At 47.3% G+C, this 18,245-nt stretch carries 13 protein-coding genes; 6 read left to right on the top strand and 7 right to left on the bottom strand.

Annotated elements, in window-relative coordinates:
• Positions 1-4: 4 nt before the first annotated feature.
• Positions 5-1,432: an ankyrin repeat domain-containing protein gene (locus tag KBW69_RS18465; protein WP_257281808.1), complete on the bottom strand. Its 1,428-nt coding sequence runs from the start codon at positions 1,430-1,432 to the stop codon at positions 5-7.
• A 421-nt stretch (positions 1,433-1,853) separates the two neighbouring features.
• On the opposite strand from KBW69_RS18465, the gene KBW69_RS18460 reads away from it, so the two are divergent.
• Positions 1,854-3,644 (top strand): acyl-CoA dehydrogenase C-terminal domain-containing protein, encoded by a 1,791-nt coding sequence (locus tag KBW69_RS18460; protein WP_257281807.1) that lies wholly within the window; start codon positions 1,854-1,856, stop codon positions 3,642-3,644.
• 60 nt (positions 3,645-3,704) lie between these two features.
• On the opposite strand, the gene KBW69_RS18455 is transcribed toward KBW69_RS18460, so the two are convergent.
• A complete protein-coding gene (locus KBW69_RS18455; protein WP_257281806.1) occupies positions 3,705-3,965 on the bottom strand; it encodes a hypothetical protein in 261 nt (86 codons plus the stop codon).
• 96 nt (positions 3,966-4,061) lie between these two features.
• Here KBW69_RS18455 and KBW69_RS18450 point away from each other — a divergent pair, with 96 nt between their 5' ends.
• Together KBW69_RS18450 and KBW69_RS18445 are read left to right on the top strand one after the other, a co-directional pair.
• Positions 4,062-4,871: a hypothetical protein gene (locus tag KBW69_RS18450; RefSeq protein WP_257281805.1), complete on the top strand. Its 810-nt coding sequence runs from the start codon at positions 4,062-4,064 to the stop codon at positions 4,869-4,871.
• A gap of 169 nt (positions 4,872-5,040) precedes the next feature.
• On the top strand, positions 5,041-6,825 hold the full coding sequence (locus KBW69_RS18445; protein WP_257281804.1) for an acyl-CoA dehydrogenase C-terminal domain-containing protein: 1,785 nt from the start codon (positions 5,041-5,043) through the stop codon (positions 6,823-6,825).
• Positions 6,826-7,125: 300 nt separating this feature from the next.
• Here KBW69_RS18445 and KBW69_RS18440 read toward each other — a convergent pair whose 3' ends face one another.
• The 4 genes from KBW69_RS18440 to KBW69_RS18425 form a co-directional block, all read right to left on the bottom strand.
• Entirely contained in the window at positions 7,126-9,579 is a 2,454-nt protein-coding gene (locus KBW69_RS18440) for an ATP-binding protein (RefSeq protein WP_257281803.1), read from the bottom strand.
• A 73-nt stretch (positions 9,580-9,652) separates the two neighbouring features.
• The gene (locus KBW69_RS18435) at positions 9,653-10,195 is read right to left on the bottom strand and encodes a YfiR family protein (protein WP_257281802.1); all 543 of its coding nucleotides are present in this window, start codon (positions 10,193-10,195) and stop codon (positions 9,653-9,655) included.
• A 22-nt stretch (positions 10,196-10,217) separates the two neighbouring features.
• Positions 10,218-12,302, bottom strand: coding sequence for a TonB-dependent siderophore receptor (locus KBW69_RS18430; protein ID WP_257281801.1), 2,085 nt, complete (start codon positions 12,300-12,302; stop codon positions 10,218-10,220).
• A gap of 193 nt (positions 12,303-12,495) precedes the next feature.
• Positions 12,496-13,881 carry a S8 family peptidase gene (locus tag KBW69_RS18425; protein ID WP_257281800.1) on the bottom strand — a complete coding sequence of 462 codons (1,386 nt, stop codon included), beginning with the start codon at positions 13,879-13,881 and terminating at the stop codon, positions 12,496-12,498.
• A 464-nt stretch (positions 13,882-14,345) separates the two neighbouring features.
• On the opposite strand from KBW69_RS18425, the gene KBW69_RS18420 reads away from it, so the two are divergent.
• Together KBW69_RS18420 and KBW69_RS18415 are read left to right on the top strand one after the other, a co-directional pair.
• Positions 14,346-14,885: a YHS domain-containing (seleno)protein gene (locus KBW69_RS18420; RefSeq protein ID WP_257281799.1), complete on the top strand. Its 540-nt coding sequence runs from the start codon at positions 14,346-14,348 to the stop codon at positions 14,883-14,885.
• Positions 14,886-15,214: 329 nt separating this feature from the next.
• Complete coding sequence (locus KBW69_RS18415; protein ID WP_257281798.1) at positions 15,215-16,993, top strand: lysophospholipid acyltransferase family protein; 1,779 nt, start codon at positions 15,215-15,217, stop codon at positions 16,991-16,993.
• A gap of 15 nt (positions 16,994-17,008) precedes the next feature.
• Here the strand turns inward: KBW69_RS18415 and KBW69_RS18410 are convergent, their stop codons facing one another.
• Positions 17,009-17,554 (bottom strand): DinB family protein, encoded by a 546-nt coding sequence (locus KBW69_RS18410; RefSeq protein WP_257281797.1) that lies wholly within the window; start codon positions 17,552-17,554, stop codon positions 17,009-17,011.
• Between the two features lie 287 nt (positions 17,555-17,841).
• Here KBW69_RS18410 and gcvH point away from each other — a divergent pair, with 287 nt between their 5' ends.
• Positions 17,842-18,234: a glycine cleavage system protein GcvH gene (gcvH, locus tag KBW69_RS18405; RefSeq protein WP_257281796.1), complete on the top strand. Its 393-nt coding sequence runs from the start codon at positions 17,842-17,844 to the stop codon at positions 18,232-18,234.
• Positions 18,235-18,245: the final 11 nt, after the last annotated feature.

Here is an 18,245-nt window from a genome sequence, read left to right as displayed (position 1 = left end):
TCTCCTACCTTGCCCCGGCCTTGATCAGGACTTTTACGCAGTCGGTATTGCCCTTCACGGCTGCGGCGAACAGCGAGGAGAAACCATCCGTACTCCGGGCGTTGACATCCGCCCCGGCGTCGATCAGGCGTTCGACGATGTCCTTGTGCCCATTACCAGATGCGAATATCAAAGCAGTGAAATCATCATAAATAACGGCATTGACATTGACTCCCTCTGCCAGTGACTTCTCCACCTGATCCAAATTCCCCCGCAAACAGGCAAGATAAAACGTCTGGTCGGGGAAAAATGTATCCGGATGAGATTCTCCGGTGTTCTCATTCACCATAGGCATCGGGTCTTGCCGGCACATTACACACTGGCGAGAGCCGATGGACTGATCAACAAAACACCTCGAAATACACTTCAGATCGAAGCGGTGGCGACAACATTGGCTTTTGACGATCACAAGCGCTTCATCACGGCCATGAAAGTGATCCAGACAAATAGGACAGGGATCGGACTCCGGCGGTATGTCAGTGTCCATGGGGACAGTGGGGCGAGCAATGCCACCCATGAGGAGTACATCCGTGTTAGTCACATGACCTGCGCACTCTGGGCAGTGTCCATTATCCGAATCTCGGCATGAGCTTTGTTCGGGCGATGCCGCTGTGTGGCCTGTCGAATTTTCTGAGGAATTCATCGGCCACTGAGAGGGCCCACTGCTATCGGATGACGGTCGGAATTGACAAACGCCATGACAGGGAAAGACGAAACAATCCAAACCCAAAGTGTGCAGATGTTGCTGTGAGCCTCCGTCACCATCGGCAGAGTCAGAAAAAAAGGAGTTTCTGAAAGAGCCTACAGGACAGGCGGTGGCACCCTGGGCTTGCTGCCCCGATGACTCTGATGGTGTGTGTTGTTGCTGGGCATTTCCAGAGACAGGCACCGTAATGATGGCCGCAAATGGGTGATCCTGACACGGCTCTTTTTGTTTTATCGAGTTAAACGACGGTGAGTATATATTCCAATAGCTTTTTAAAAGCCAACCGACAGCGACAACCACTTCTATAGGTAGCCATGAATAAGAGGTGGGGCAGATTGGGGTATTTTTGGTGGTCAGTATCAGTTTGTGACCCACCAGCAGATGAGAGGCGTAAAGCCATTGCCAGGAAATTGATTCAATGATGGTCGTTTTTAGCTTGCAATCGTTTAGTCTGCTTTGTATCTCTCCAGACAGTAAATCCGATCCTGCATGGCCTTTTGTGTGGGCAATGTCTGACAAGGTGTCCGACAGCGTGTGCTGGTCAGGTGTTACAGAAACGTAATGGTTTGGAGAACTTGACTTCTGTTCAAGCTCGACGACAAAACGTTTTGTCGACGGTTGAGCCTGACAGACGACGGACAATGTCATGAGCAACAGTGATGCTGACAAGAGTGAGTGTTTAATCATTCTATCCTTGCATTTTGGTGTTAAGGCAGGAAGGATAGATCAGGAAAGTAACTCAAGTTATCCTGTTAACCGCTCTCTCAGCTGCCCCAGAGAAGCTCGCAGCCCTGCCAGGACCCCGATTTTCCACCGTTTCTTGTAGATCGCCCTGATAGTCTCAATGTCGAAGCCAAGATCGCTGCAAGCCAGATCCAGATAGAGAATGCCTGTACTCCCTACGGTGCCCCGGCCCCGGTCAGGGCTTGAACGACCACAGGCTCTGCGTCACGGCCATAGAAATCCATCAGACAAATAGGACTGGAACAAGAACAATAGTTGACATTTACTGTAAGCGAACGTAACTTTCAAACAACTGTTTGAAACTGTTGCTATACTTTAGCAATCCGTTTCATGAATAAATATAAGACAACCCAGAGGTACCGTTATGCCAGACTATAAGGCCCCCCTGCGCGATATCCGGTTCGTTCGTGACGAGCTCCTGGGATATCAGGCACATTATGCAAACATCCCCGGCGGTGAAGAAGCCAGCCCTGATATGGTGGACGCCATCCTTGAAGAAGGTGCCAAGTTCTGTGAACAAGTTCTGGCTCCCCTGAATCAGGTAGGCGATGAGCAAGGCTGCACCTGGTCGGAAGACGGTGTCAAAACGCCTGATGGTTTTAAAGACGCCTATCTGCAATACGTCGAAGGCGGCTGGCCTTCGCTGTCCAGTGATCCGGAATACGGTGGTCAGGGTCTGCCTTACTCTCTGGGTCTGGTTCTCAGTGAACTGATGGGGGAAGCCAACTGGTCCTGGGGCATGTATCCCGGACTCAGTCACGGTGCCATGAATACCCTGGAAGCCCATGGTACTGAAGAACAGAAGCAAGCTTATCTGACCAAGTTGGTATCCGGTGAGTGGACTGGCACCATGTGTCTGACCGAGCCTCACTGTGGTTCTGATCTGGGTATGCTGCGTACCAAAGCCGAGCCTGCCGGTGATGGTACCTACAAAATTTCAGGTACCAAGATCTTTATTTCTGCCGGTGAACACGATATGGCAGATAATATTGTTCATATTGTTCTGGCTCGTCTGCCGGATGCTCCAAAAGGTACCAAAGGTATTTCCCTGTTCATCGTTCCCAAGCACCTCCCCGGGAAACACGGTGAAAGGAATGGTGTTAGTTGTGGTTCCATCGAGCATAAGATGGGAATTCACGGTAACGCTACCTGCGTAATGAACTTTGATGAAGCGACCGGCTTCCTGATTGGTCCGGAGAATCGTGGTCTGCACTGCATGTTCACTTTCATGAATACTGCCCGTTTGGGTACCGGTATTCAGGGCCTGTCCCACGGTGAAATCGCATTCCAGGGTGCCCTGCGCTACGCCCGCGAACGTCTTCAAATGCGTTCCCTGAGTGGTGCCAAGAACCCTGACAGCCCTGCAGATCCGATCATCGTGCACCCTGATGTGCGCAGGATGCTGCTGACCATCAAATCCTTAACTGAAGGTAACCGTGCCCTGCTGTATTACACAGCCAAGAAAGCAGATCTGCTACACAGCCCTGATGAAACAGTACGTGAGCAGGCGGATAAAGAGCTGGGCTTCCTGACACCTATCGTAAAGGCTTTCCTGACCGAAACCGGTTTTGAGTCTGCGAACCACGCTCTGCAGTGCTACGGTGGTCATGGTTATATCAGTGAATGGGGGATGGAGCAGAATGTTCGTGACTGCCGTATCTCCATGCTGTACGAAGGAACTACCGGTATCCAGGCTCTGGACCTGCTGGGAAGAAAAATCTTCCAGAGCGGTGGCGAAACCATGAAGCCATTCACCAAGGAAATTCACAAGTTCTGTAAGGCTCACGCTGAGAACGAAGACCTGAAAGCCTTTGTCGAGCCCCTGGCTGCTTTGAACAAGGAGTGGGGCGATCTGACCATGCAGCTGGGTCTGAAAGCGATGGAAAATCCTGATGAGGTGGGTGCGGCTTCCGTCGACTTCCTGATGTACTCCGGTTATGTGACTCTGGCTTATATGTGGGCTGACATGGCTCGTCTGGCCAAGGAAAAACTGGCTGAAGGTACCACTGAAGAAGGCTTCTACAAAGCCAAGATCCAAACTGCACGTTTCTACTACGAACGTATCCTGCCAAGAACGCTGGCTCACAAGTCTGCGATGCTCTCGGGCACAGAGAATCTGTTGGATATGGCTGAGGAAGATTTCGGAAGTCTCTGATCTCTGAGTAAGTGTTTTCGGACAAGGGTTGCTTCGGCAGCCCTTTTTCATGCCTGATGTTTAGGGAGTCTCATCCAGAATGACAAAACTCAGGAGCGTAGCGGGTAGAGCGATTAATATCACAATGTGGACCACCGGATTAATCAGCATTAAGAGTCCGGCTGCGATCCAAATGTTTTTCACAATTTTTTTCTTGGCTCGATAAGAGCCAGTCAAGGTTCGACGATAAAAGTGACGTTCATCGGGCAACTGATCCTGCATCCAATCGGGCTGCCATGTGATTTTCAACATCGTACTGATCAGGGTTATCAGATACCGCATAGCCATTCCTTTGAAATATGCGTTTGTAGTTTGTATTCAATTAAAAAATTATAGTCCGGTGAGTTTTTACGGGCGTTGTTTTGAGTCTGATGTTTTTTGCTTAACCTCAAGCGCTGGTCTATAAGGAAAGCGGTAATATTCCTTTTGCAAAGTCCGTGGAGATATAAGAGCTACTCCAGAGCTTTATTAGGCGAGGCGATGATCAAACAGAAAACACTAATAAACCCCTTATCGGGTTTTTCTAAGCGATCCATTAATTCTTTCTTACAGATATTTCTTCTTCTTTTGGTTCCCTGCGGCTTGAAAGTTCAAGCCGCAGGGAATAATCATATGAACTACGATCTTCAGATATATCAGGGAGAATCGCAATGGTTAGATCCAGCGGGCGTTTTATTGTCTGCGAATACAGGCAGTGACAGTTTGCAGATGAGCAATGGCAACCAGCATCAGCACGCGGAAGTTGTTTCATCAACTGCAGACACTTCTTTGCTTTATAACAGTTTTACCGGGGAGACGGATTGGGTCGATCAAATTTGGGGCCGGCCTTCCCGGGATCATCTTTACCTGGGTATGTGGACGCTGCATCTTGAGGGTGGTGATGATCAGGAAAGCAACAATAAACTGATCGCTTTCTCCTACAAAGGCTATTATGCCGCTACTTTCATTAATACCCACTGTAACAGAGTCTGGTCTGGAGGCGTGCAGCGCACTCTCTATCAACAAAAATACGAAGGGTTTGATATAGAGGCAGGCTATCGTGCAGGCATTGTGTACGGATATAAGGAATATCTGAGCCGTGTTTTTCCTATAGTTCAGGCTCTTCTGGACATCGACTACAAGGGGTTTGGCATTGAGTTCTCCTATGCGGCGGTCGTTTTCTCGGCAGGTTTTTATTACCGTTTCTGATCTTCTGGACACTTGCCATCCGCATCAAAAAAACCACAGATTTACGTTGTGGCTTATTTGTAGTTAAAAATTCAAACGTTAGTTTAAAACATTCCTTTTAGCCCCTGTTCCTCTGGGGTAAAATAAATACACACTTGAATAAAACATTAAAATTTCAGGAGTGTCCCCCATGGCAGACTATCAGGCACCTCTTCGTGATATGCGCTTCGTGATGTACGAAGTTTTTAATACCGACAAACGTTGGGGTCAGTGGCCTGCTACACAGGAAGTGGTTGATCGTGAAACGGCTGATGCCTTTCTGGAGGAAGGTGCCAAGCTGGCTGCAAGAACGGTTGCTCCCCTCAATCGGGAAGGTGACGAGGAAGGTTGTCACTGGAGTGAAGAGGGTGTTACTACCCCGAAAGGCTATAAGGAAGCCTACCGGTTGTTTTCAGAAGCTGGCCTGACAGGCATTGCCGGCAATCCTGAGTATGGTGGCATAGGGATGCCAAAGGCGCTCAGTGCCCAGTTTGATGAAATGTTCAGCAGTGCCAGTCTGGCCTTTATCCTCTATCCGAGTCTGACATCTGGTGCTGCACTGGCGATTGATGCCCATGCCAGCGAAGCATTGAAATCCCTTTATCTTCCCAAACTTTATTCCGGCGAATGGACTGGGGCCATGTGTCTGACTGAGTCACACAGTGGAACAGACCTGGGCATTATCAGAACCCGGGCGGAAGACAATGGTGATGGTTCCTACAACATCACCGGCACCAAAATTTTCATTACTGCCGGTGAGCATGACCTGACAGAAAACATCATTCATCTGGTTCTGGCCAAATTGCCCGATGCACCTGCCGGACCCAAGGGGATCTCCATGTTCCTGGTACCGAAGGTGAATGTGAATCAAGATGGTTCTCTGGCGGGTAGAAACCAGGTTCAATGTGGTTCTCTGGAACACAAAATGGGTATCAAGGCTTCAGCCACCTGTGTCATGAACTTTGATGGAGCCAAAGGTTACCTGGTAGGGGAAGTCAACAAGGGTCTCAACGCTATGTTCACCATGATGAACTACGAACGACTCTTTGTCGGTATTCAGGGTCTGGGTACCAGTGAAATGTCTTATCAATCAGCCCTCGAATATGCTCTGGACAGAGTTCAGGGGCGAGCGGCTACCGGTCCACAACAGCCAGAAAAAGCTGCTGATCCGATTATTGTGCATGGTGATGTTCGGAGAATGTTGCTGAACATGAAAGCCCTGAACGAAGGCGGACGAGCCTTTTCAACCTATGTGGCGAATCTGTTGGATACCGCCAAGTTCAGTCCGGACGAAACGGAAAGAAAGCTTGCTTCAGATCAGGTGGGTTTATTGACACCTGTCGTCAAAGCATTCCTGACCGATATAGGTCTTGAAAGTTGTGTTTCCGGTCAGCAGGTGTTTGGTGGTCATGGCTACATTCGTGAGTGGGGACAGGAACAACTGGTCAGAGATGTTCGTATTGCCCAGATTTATGAAGGCACCAATGGCATTCAGGCTCTGGATTTGTTGGGTCGCAAGATAGCCATGAATGGTGGTGCTTCTTTCAGGCAGTTTGCCGCGAATGTCAGGAGCTTTATTGCTGAAGGAGAAGGCGATGAGTTCTCGGCTCCTCTGGAAACGGCTCTGGCCAAACTTGAGAACCTGACGAATGAGCTGCTGGGGCAGGCTGCAAGTGATCCGAATGTGGTTAACTCCAGCTGTAATGATTATCTGCATGCTTTCTCATACGTTTCTTATGCCTGGATGTGGGCGATGATGGCAAGAGAAGCTCAAGTCAAGTTGTCAGCAGGCACTCAAGAAGGCGATTTCTATCATGCGAAGATTATTACTGCCCGATACTTTTACAAGCGTCTGTTGCCCAGGATGGAAAGTTTACTCGTTTCTGCAGCTTCTGGAACAGAAGCACTTTATGAATTGTCGGCTGAACAATTCTGATAACAAATGATTCCCACATCTGATGAGTAAATAAAGCCTTTCTTCACTTCGGTGTTGAAGGGCTTTTTCTTATTAAATGCTCAAAGTTGTAACTCAATTGAAAGACAAATAGCGTTATTCTTTATTTCAGTTGACTTTGCATTCTTGGGTGGTTGTCTATAGTTAGAGTACTGGGCTATTAATCTACATGGAATGTAGAGGCAAGGAAGCAAAATAATGAGCAGGATGCTCACAGGGAGTCAGCCCGGTCAACATTCACCTCGCACTGCGGGGTTTTTCTTTTTCTGGAAAAGAATTAATTCAAAGTGACTTAAGTGCGTGAGTGGTTTTAGTCAAGGCATTTTCCAGTTTGGGGATTAATTCAATGGCATCAGATAGCTGATTATCTTTACCCATTTTTTCGACTTCCAGTGCAATACCTGCCAACAGTGATGCACCAAAGTTATTACTGCTGGACTTTAAAGTATGGGCAGCTCGAATCATAATCTGTAAATCTGCTTCTTTTGAAGCGTTCTGAATATCTTTCAACAGTGATGGGGCATCTTCAAGATAACTTTCAACAAGAGTGTCGAACTCTTCTTCCATGATATCTTTCAGGGTATTCAGGGTGGCCATGTTCAAAATCAGTTCTTGATCTTCTGACTCAAGGCTGTCTTTTAGCTCAAGGCTGTCTTTTAGCTCAAGGCTGTTTTTTAGCTCAAGGCTGTCTCCTGTTTCTATCGTTTCGGAAAGAAGTTCAATATCTGATTCAAGGTCGTTGACAAGCCACTGGTCCAGTTTTTCTTTGAGGGTGTTGACCTTGATGGGCTTGCTCAGATAGTCGTCCATGCCGGATGCCAGGCATTTCTCTCTGTCTCCCTCCATGGCATTGGCGGTCATGGCAATAATCGGAATGTGTGGCAGGTGGAGAGTACTTTCTCGTTTTCTTATCAGACTCGTGGCTTCATAGCCGCTCATTTCCGGCATCTGGCAGTCCATGAGTATCAGGTCGTATTCCTGATGCTGGCTCATCTTAAGTGCTTCTTTGCCATCCGCTGCAATGTCAGGTTGCGTCAATCCGATTTTTTTCAGCATACTGACAGCGACTTTCTGATTAACCATGTTGTCCTCAACCAGAAGAATGCGAATGTGATGACTAAAAGAGTTATTGTTCACATTCAATGTTTCTATGCCTTCCAGAGCATGACTGACATGGACAGGTTTAATTGCCCGGGATTCGGATACATCCAGATCCAGAACAAATGAGAACGTGGAGCCCAGATCCAAGGCACTGGACACCTGGAGATCACTGCCCATCAATTCAACAAACTGTCTCGATATTGTGAGACCAAGGCCTGTACCACCAAACTTACGTGTGGTGCTGCCGTCAGCTTGGGTAAAAGCTGAGAACAGATTTGGCAGCACATCGGACGCAATACCAATGCCGGTATCTTCAACTAAAAATTCGATTTTGACACGGTTCTCTCTGCCTTCCAGCATATTCAGGCGGACAATCACTTCACCCTCTTCAGTAAACTTGACAGCATTACCTACAAGGTTGGTAAGAACCTGTCTTAGCCGTACCGGATCTCCTTTCAAAATACTGGGCAGGTCAACATCGGTATAGCAGCTTAACTCCAGGCCTTTTTCTCTGGCTTCTCCTGCCAAAAGGGCACAAACATCCTCAGCGATTTCGGAAGGGTTCATATCAATGGATTCAATGTCCATCTTTCCGGCTTCAATTTTGGAGAAGTCGAGGATGTTATTGATAATCTGCAGTAACGCATCTGCCGAGTTATAAGCGGTCTCTACAATGTCATGCAGTACTCGATCAAGGTGCGTATCTTTCAACAACTCCAACATACCCAGCACGCCATTCATAGGGGTGCGGATTTCGTGACTCATATTGGCGAGAAAAGCACTTTTGGCCTTGGCTGCTTCAAGGGCTGCTTCTTTGGCTTCATTCAATTCAGAAATATTATCTTTAAGGTCACGGTTGGCACTGTGTAACTCTCTGGTTCTTTCAGCAACGGAGGCTTCGAGATTTTCACGGTGTTGTTGCAGCCTCCGGTCCCGTTCTTTTATCTGCATCAGCATTTCGTTGAAGCAATCGTACAGTTGACCAATCTCATCGTTATCAAACTTTTGAACCTGATGATCATACTGCTCGTTTTTGGTCATCTGGGAGATAGTATTGGCTAACTCAGTAATGGGCTTACCCAGCAATCTTTGAAGTCTTGAAGCAAGAATAGAGGCCAGAATGACGGAGACCAGGGCGGCTAATAATGCTAATAACAGATTTTCAGTCAGCTCTATATACAGCGGTGACAAATCACATTGAATGTAGATAGCACCAATCAATTGTTGATCAAGAACAATCGGGCGGTATAAGTGGAGACGGGTGCTGCTGAAAAGCGTAACCGGATCTGCAGGTTCCTGCAGTGAGAAAGCCCAGGGACTTTGGTTCGAATGATGATAGGCAGCAATCTCTTCACCGTCAGCATTTAAAAGAAAAGCGGATTGAATATGGGGAGCGCTGCCAAAACCGGTTAACAGTTTTTTAGCAGAGCTTTCATCTTCAAAAATCAAGGCGGCATGAGCATTGGAACCTACAACTTCAGCCAGAGTTTCCATATGGTTAACCAAAGAGGCTCGGGACTTGATCAGATCGCTGATACTTTGAATGGACAAGGTGACCAGAAGTACCGCATATGCCGTGATGAGCATGCCGTAACGCAGTTTTCGCTTGATAGGAAGATTTCTGAACGTCACCATGATTTATTGCATGACTAAAAAAGGTTTTCACCCCAAATGGGATGAAAACGAGTGATTAACGTTATTCTTGTGTTTACTCAATGACTTTGGCCAGGCTTTTCAGTTGGGAGCTGATCTTCAAACCTGATGCATCAACAGAGGATTTGTTGATGGTGAAGCTTATCTTCTTCCCTTTCCGGGCCAGACCAATTAATCCACCCTGCTCAGCAAAAGAACGACTGTCACTGATGGTTAGAATAGGTTTGCCTTTAAGACTGCGGGTCATTTTTGAAGAGGAAGCCTGGTCGATGCTGTGGATATAAAGAATATCACACAGCTTATCCACAGGAGCATTCAGATCTTTGTGGGTAACAGAAAGGCGTCTGCCCATACTGCTTTTACGGTTGATTTTGGTCAACTCACTGTTAATTGATCCTTCGCCCATTATGCAGAGCGTGAGGCTTTGCTTTTTCTTGGGCCAGGTCACGAACTTGGTTATTTTATAGACGATGGCTGTTTTGACCATGTCTTCCGGTGTGCCCGCTTTTGCTGTACTGGTAAAGAACATTCCTGACAAACTGGCCGTGATTAACAGCAGGCTGATTTTTGATTTTATCATGTTGATTGGCATCGGCATGAAGTTATCCTCCTCCATCCGATTAAAATTGCCAGCGAATCTGGGCGTACCATGATTCCTGAATTTCAGTTGGAGCGATGCCACTCAGTGTTTCAGAGAACTCCCGGTGGTGATTCCTAAAGAGATTCTGTCCCACAATTGAGAACTCAAGACCGTCTCCAAATTTTTTCGCAACTCGTATATCCAGTGATGTGCTGGCTCCGACTTTGGCATCCTTCAAGTTATCCATGTAGCGGATCCAAGAGTCAAAATACCATTGATTAGGCAAGTTCATCGTGGATCGAATGTTTGCCGTGTGGGAGGCACTCAAATCTTCAACAATTTTTTCATTGGCATCCAGAAAACTGGTTCTATTCCTGTTTGGCAAGGCATCCACCTGAAGCCAGCTGTAATTAAACTGAAGTTTCCACCAGTCTCTTGCCTGCCAGTCCGCTACGATTTCCAGTCCATAAGTTTTTACGTCAAGCCCATTGATGAGCGTTGTCGGTATTTCAAAGAAGCGGGAGTTAATATCAGTATTGGAGCAAAAGTTTTGTGGTGGAGAGATAGGCCTGCCGGGGCACTGACTGATATCAACATAGGCAATGATATCTTCATACTGGTTGTAAAACGCGGTGGCATCCAGACGGAAACTGTTGCCAAACTGTTCCCTGTAACCGAATTCCAGGGCAGTGAGTTTTTCTGACTTTAACTCCGGGTTCCCTCTAATGGGCAGCAGATAAGTCTCTAAACCTATTTGAGCGATGGTGATTCCATCAGTTTGCAAAGCTGTTTCACTGATCGAAGGCGTTTTTACAGCTCTTGAGAGAGCCGTCCAGAAAGTCCTGTTTTCAGTAGGCTTCCAGGTTAACCGGGCGTTAGGCTGAACCTCATAGCCTGAGAAACTGTTGTGCTCGAAACGCGAACTCAGGGTGAAAGTCCACTGCTCGTTGAGCGTGATGTCATCCTGGATGAAGGCGCTGAATAACTCTGTTTTTTTCGAGTCCTTGCCTTCAAGCAAGTACATATAGGAGGTATTTTTTACCTCGTACCAGGTGGTTCTGTAGCCGAGCCCCCAGACCAGGTCATGCTTGCCCCAAAACTGATAGTAGTGCTGAAACTCAAAATCAACGGTGTCACGTTTTTCAGCAATCCGGTAATCAAAATTCTGATAGTTGTCGTAGATCGCTCTGAAGGAGTAATCGTGGGTTTCGCTCAAGGTTCTTTTCCAATAAGCGCCCAGGTTACCACCACGTTGATCACGGCTGAGGCCATCAACAACAAAGTTGTTGTCCTTTTGTGGGTCCAGTGGTTGAGTTTCATCAAACAGGCGTAAAGGAGGTCGTGTGGTTCCCTCGTAAAGGTCGCCCTGAACCGTCATCTCTGAGTCAGAAGTTGTTTTCCACTCTGATTTGAAACCGGTTCTGCGCATGTTCCAGTCATCAGAAGTATCTTTACCTTTAGCATCCACCTGGCCATCCCGTTCGAAGGCCTTCACATAAACACGGTAGAAACCGGTTTCCCCAAATTCTCCTCCATGACGGTAGGCTCCAAAGGCCTTTTCTTCGGTACCCGCGCCCGCTGAAAGCAGATTGCCCTGGGTATCCGATGCTTTCTTGGTAATGACGTTGATGACACCGTTAACCGCATTGGCTCCCCAGAGTGCTGCTCCCGGTCCCCGGATGACCTCGATCCGGTCGATGTCTTCCATCATGGTGTCCTGAACGTCCCAGTTCACACCGGAAAAGAGTGGGGAGTAAACGGTTCTGCCATCAATCAGAACCAGCAGTTTGTTAGCGAAGATGTAGTTAAATCCACGGGTACTGATTGACCAGGTATTGGCGTTCAGTTTTGCCACCTGCATACCCGGGACCATTCTCAGGGCTTCTGGAATGGAAGTGACCCCGCTACGGCGAAGATCTTCATTGGTGATGACATAGATAGCGGCGGCAGAATCCATCAAACGTTGCTTTTTGCGGGATACAGACGTGACGTCAGGAATCTCCATGGAAATCAGTTCTTCAAGGCTGAGTTCAAAAAGATCGTCATCTTCCTGTGATTCGGCGATAGCCTGACTGCTTGCGAAAATACATGTGGCCAGCAGTGTGGGTAGAAATTTAGTGTTCAAGGTTCCGCTCCGTGAATCTTGATTAAATCCCAACACTGCTGAAGTTGAAGATTCAAATAAATAAGGTCTTCCTTAAAACCTAGCTGACTTAGAAAGACTTGAACTGGAAAAGGAGGATTCTGCCCATCGGGCAGACAAAGGTTCTTTCCGAGAGATAAAGGGTGCAGGCCCGTTAGTACCTGAGACTGGCCATTTATTCATCTCTGGCATCCAGTACAGCAGCACCCGCATCCAAAATACCGGCACCACAGAGACTGGTATTACAGCTGCTACCAGAAAAGGGACGGGCATTCAGTTTGATGATCTCTTCCACTCTGGCCGGTGTTATATCAGGACTGATTGAATACATGAGCGCCGCTACACCAGCAACATGGGGGGTGGCCATGCTGGTACCCTGATAATACTCGTAATTATCCTGAGTGGCAGAAGTGGTGCCAGCATTGGCAGTAGAAAGAATGCCATTTCCGTAATAGCGAGTTTCCCCACCGGGTGCTGAAATATCCACATGACGACCAAAATTTGAATACCAGCTGCGGTTGCCGCTCCGATTAATTGCACCCACCGTAATCACATTCTCACAGTTGGCTGGCGCGGCATAAGCGACGTTGCTGTTTTCATTACCCGCTGCAACAACCACAGTCACCCCGGCATTGACCACTTCATTGATGGCATTTTGATAACTTTGGGGGCAACCATAGGCATAACCACCCAGACTCATATTAATGACTCTGACCGGGTTGTTATTTCGGGTCATGCCATATACATCCAGTCCGGCTGCCCAGCGCATGGCATCAATAATATCCGAGGTATAACCGCCGCAACGGCCTAAAGCACGCAGAGGCATGATTTTAGCATTCCAGGCGACACCGGCCACGCCATTGCTATTGTTTGACTCTGCGGCGATGGTGCCGGAGACATGGGTGCCATGCCAACTGCTCTCAGTGGGAGACGATGGCACGGGTTGGCCGTCGGCATAACCACAGGCTCCAGCTGAAGTCACCGCATCGCCAGAATCAGTCGCATTACTGTCGCGGCCACCACCGTCGTTGGCCATCCACGAATGTGATATGAAATCATGGCCTGACACAACATTGCCATCCAGATCTTTGTGATAGATGATGCCAGTATCTATCACACCCACAACAACATTACCGCCTGTTGTAATATTCCAGGCGGCGGGCAGATTACTGCCTGCAGTCGATTCAAAATAATGCCATTGCTCGTTGTAGCGGGAATCATTGGGCACGCGCATGATTTGCATAATGTAGTCAGGTTCAGCAAAGGCAATCTGAGGGTCGTCTTCCAGACTAGCTGCCAGTGTCTGAACGTCATTAATGTTCAGGCTGCTACCAATCTCGAGAACGTCTTTATCCTTTCCCGCAGCAACACCAAAGGAGCCATAACTGATCCCCTGCTTGATGAATGCCATGGCATTACCCTCGGTGGGCTTGGGGTGGTATTTGACAATGATTCGGTCGGTTACCTGACGGGGAACTGTTTCAATTTCCATTTCCTGAGTCGTGGCCACCATGGGAATGAATCCAAAAAAAGTCAGTAATAAAGCAATCCTTGCTTTCATAGCGAGATATCCTTACCTCTGTTTCTTGTGGGGGATTCAAATCAGTATGGTTGAAGATAAACAGAACGACATCGCAACTTCGTGTCAGTGTCATACCAGGCCCGTAATTTCTGTGATCGCTGACTACAGAGCTTCAAAAAGCCTTTGATAAATTGGCTAAAGGCTTGTTTTGCTATTTTTATGGCCCTGCATATATTCGATTTAGAGATATAAATTATCTAATGAATGGCAAAAATTACTATATACTTGAAGTGAATGGTGCCGATAGCACAGAAGCCCACATCTGGGATTGAAAAAGTTCTTTTCATTCAGTATTGAACACTCTTTCGAGTGGGACGGTTCAATCGGCGCCGGGGATTTCGCCCACCTTCCATCTTGGCGTATTATCAACGATAGAAGCTGGAGCGGGAGCTTGTCAGACACTATCCGGATATGGAGTAATTGTCCGCAGGGAGGCTAGTACATTGAAGCCATCTACCAGGATGATCCGCACTGCTTATTATGAAAATGCCGCTTTTTCCAATCCGATAGCTATTTTTATGGTTCGATGTGAACGGCATTTTTGGCTCATGGCTGTATTTGTCCTGATGTTATTGAACAGTAGCAATGCCTATGCTGCCAAGAACCTTTATACCGGCTGGTTCAGTAATAAGGCCGTCAGTGGTTACGATACGGTTGCTTACTTTACGGAAGGGAAAGCCGTTAAAGGTAATGCCCGATTCAAGTACAAGTACCTGGGGGTAGAATGGTACTTTTCCTCAGAAAAACACTTGCAGATGTTCAGGAAAGCGCCTGATCAATATCGGCCTCAATACGGTGGGTATTGTGCGTGGGCGATCGCCGAGAAAAAGCAAAGAGCTCCGGGTGATCCGAATTACTGGAAAATTGTAGATAATAAGTTGTATCTGAATTACGACGCAGACATTCAAGGAAAGTGGCTAAAGGATATACCGGGCTTTATCAATCTGGGTGACACAAACTGGCCAAAAATGATGGCTGATTAGTACCAGCAACACATTATTTTCAAGGAAGACTTGAAATCGATAACGGTGTCAAACGTATTTGTCTCTCATTACCTCATTCTTTAGCGGGGTCTCGGTACCTCGCTCATCTCTCAAATGAATATCGTCACAGTGTTTTCATATCCTGTTAACGGAATTGTCATTTACCTTTCCTAGTCTTGTTCATGAAGACCAGCTTGTTTATTACGAAAGATTTGAAGTGAGTCAATCTCCTGAGCTGAAGTAAAGCATTGTGGCTATTTAAAGAGGTGTAGCCGACAGGATTTTCAAATAGGTCCATAGCCAGAAGAAAGCAAGAAAGGGAAAGTAGGATGACTCCTGAAAGCTCTCCGTTCAGACTTCCAAAGAAAACACGTTCTGGTATACCAGAGGCTGCTGCCGAATGGCTTCTGGGTCTGAAAACCATCGACCAGATTTATAAAAAAGAAGTTAATGAAGAATACCCCTCAGATGATTTTCTCAAACTGGTACTCAAGATATTTAATATTCAGCACCAGGTAGCTTCGGGGCGCCTGGACTCAATTCCTGCCACAGGGTCTTCCGTTATAGTAGCCAATCATCCTTTTGGTGGAATTGAAGGCGTAGCTCTTGCTGATTTATTGTTGCAGATTCGTCCTGATGTAAAAGTGCTGACGAATGAATTGCTTTGTCGAATTCATGAATTGAAAGGGCTGTTCATAGGCGTGGACATCATCAGCACCAATGTCCGAAAGAAAAATGTAAACGCCATTGAAGAAGCCCGAAAATGGGTGGCAGAGGGTCATCAACTGTTGATTTTTCCTGCCGGTGAAGTGTCCAGTCTGGATCTATCTCTAAAGCAGGTTACCGATCCCAAGTGGAGAAATACCGCTGCCCGAATTATCCGACAAACACAGGCGAAAGTGACACCGGTATTCATCGATGGCCAGAATGGTTGGTTATTTCAGGCTATGGGGTTGATTCATCCCCGTTTAAGAACGGTCAGATTGATCAGGGAACTTTTGAACAAAAGAGGTTCAACCCTGAGCTTTCGCATAGGCCGTAAACTGGATGATTCAGACTATCAATCAATGAGTTCTGACTCTGCACTGACCAATTATCTTCGTTTGCATACATACCTCTTATCCACACATAAACCGTCTCAGACAAAACGGGTTTCCATGCCCCCTAAAGAACGGAAAATGCAGCCCATTGTCGATCCTGTTTCCCCTGAAAGGTTGCAAGCCAACATTAAACAGTTGCCAGAGGACTGTCTGCTGCTGGAGAAGGGGGAAATGATTGTTTACTGCGCCCGTTCAGGGCAGTTGCCTGAAGTGTTGCCAGAAATTGGCCGTCTCAGGGAGGTGACCTTCAGGGGCGTGGGAGAAGGAACCGGTAAACCCAGAGATCTGGATCAGTATGATGAGGACTATCTGCACCTGTTTCTCTGGAATCAGAAAGAAGAAAAAATTATGGGAGCCTATCGGATCGGGCAGGTTGATCAGATCCTCCGCTCCAGAGGTGTCCATGGCATTTATTCCCGCAGTTTATTCCGCTATCACGCTGAGTTTATCCACAAGCTCGGCAGTTGTTTGGAGATGGGGCGGTCGTTTGTGGTGCCTGAATATCAGAGGAGTCTGAGTGCCTTGATGATGCTCTGGAAAGGGATAGGTGCCTATGTGGCTGCCAATCCGTGGTACAAGGTACTGTTTGGGCCCGTCAGCATCAGCAGTGATTACAGCGAGGCTTCCCGTCAATTAATGGCGGGCTGCTTGTCTGTAAATAACTCGGATGCTGTGTTTCGTGATCTGGTTCAGCCGACAACCCCACTGAAGGCGGGTAAAGGGCGCTTTTGGAATCAGGCTGACTTGCTGGGATTGACGGATTTTGAAACACTCTCTTCTCTGGTTCAGCAAATTGAGGAAGACAACAAAGGTATACCGATCCTGTTAAAGCAGTATCTGAAACTGCATGGGGAGCTGGTTGCCTTTAATGTTGATCCAAACTTTAATAATGCTTTGGATGGATTGATTATTGTCGATCTTCTGAAAGTGGATGAAAGAACGCTTAATAAATATATGGGAGTGGCAGGTGCCAGAGCCTTCCTGACATATAACCGGCCTGCGGTGTAGGACTGGTCTTCTCGCTCATGGCTGTTGAGAATCAGTTAACGCTTCGGAAGGATCTTCAGTGGAGGCTCGATGCAGTCTGGTAGCAGTGGCTACACCAAAATTAACGGGCAGCTTGACGCCCTCCTGTGTCAGCATCAGGGCGATCAGGGCGAGATGATGGGTGGTGTGATTCTGCAGAAAAAGCAGTTCTCTGATGATACTGCTGCTGGTTTGAATGAGACTTCCCGAATCTATGACAGCCACCACTGAGACGGTTTCAGGATAATGGGACATATCCTGCCCAGTGAGCAGGATGAGGATATTTTTCAGATATTCCATAGCCTGCTCTAAAGACTCTTCTAGCAGCTGATTCCGGGGACGATTGTCATAATCAATCGCACCGTAATCGAGCCCTCTGAAAAAGCAGTGATAGAACTCAATAATGTGCCTGACATGGGTGCCTACTGAACTCGATAAAAGAGATGAGCTCTTTTTATATTGTTTCACGGAGAGGTGGCGGAGCACTGACTCCAGCTCAAAGAGCGTGCTGATATTAAACTGGCGGGCATCGGTCAGTGTCATGATGATTCCAGATTGTTGTTATCCCTGATTTGTTCAGTCTGTCACAGTGGCAGGCTCTTTGTAAGTATCTGGCCAGTTGGTTTTGCATATTGTGGTGTCAACACAATACATTCGTCTTGAATGAAATATTGGCGAAGTCATGGATTCTGGTTAAAATGCCAATCTTGATAAAAAGTACAACTTTTTCGACTACCTTCAAGATGATTGTGCGTTGCGGTCAGTGGCCGGGATTGTGACTGATAGCAGCTGAAAAGAATGAAATTGTTAAGTGACCAGAGGAATTTTCGATGAGCAGCATTCCATCCGAACTGCGTTATGTGCGTTCCCATGAGTGGATCCGAATCGAAGAAGACGGCACAGCCACCATCGGTATTACTGATCACGCTCAGGAAGCTCTGGGTGATGTAGTTTTTGTTGAGCTGCCTGAAGTGGGTTCCATTCTGGCTGCTGAAGATGAAGCAGGTGTAGTTGAGTCCGTAAAAGCCGCTTCTGACCTTTATGCACCTATCTCTGGTGAAGTCGTTGCCATTAACGAAGCACTGGAAGAAGCGCCTGAAACAGTGAACGGTGCACCTTACGATGAAGGTTGGTTCTTCAAGGTCAAGATCACCGATGAAGGTCAGCTGAGCGAGCTGATGGACGCTGAATCCTACGCAGAATTCGTAGAGTCTGAGGCCTGATACGGGGCCAA

Origin of the sequence: Endozoicomonas sp. ISHI1 (genome assembly GCF_024606225.1) — a bacterium.
Classification (GTDB): Bacteria; Pseudomonadota; Gammaproteobacteria; order Pseudomonadales; family Endozoicomonadaceae; genus Endozoicomonas_A.
Note: the sequence above shows the minus strand (reverse complement) of the source record. Positions and strands in the feature narration are given on the sequence as shown.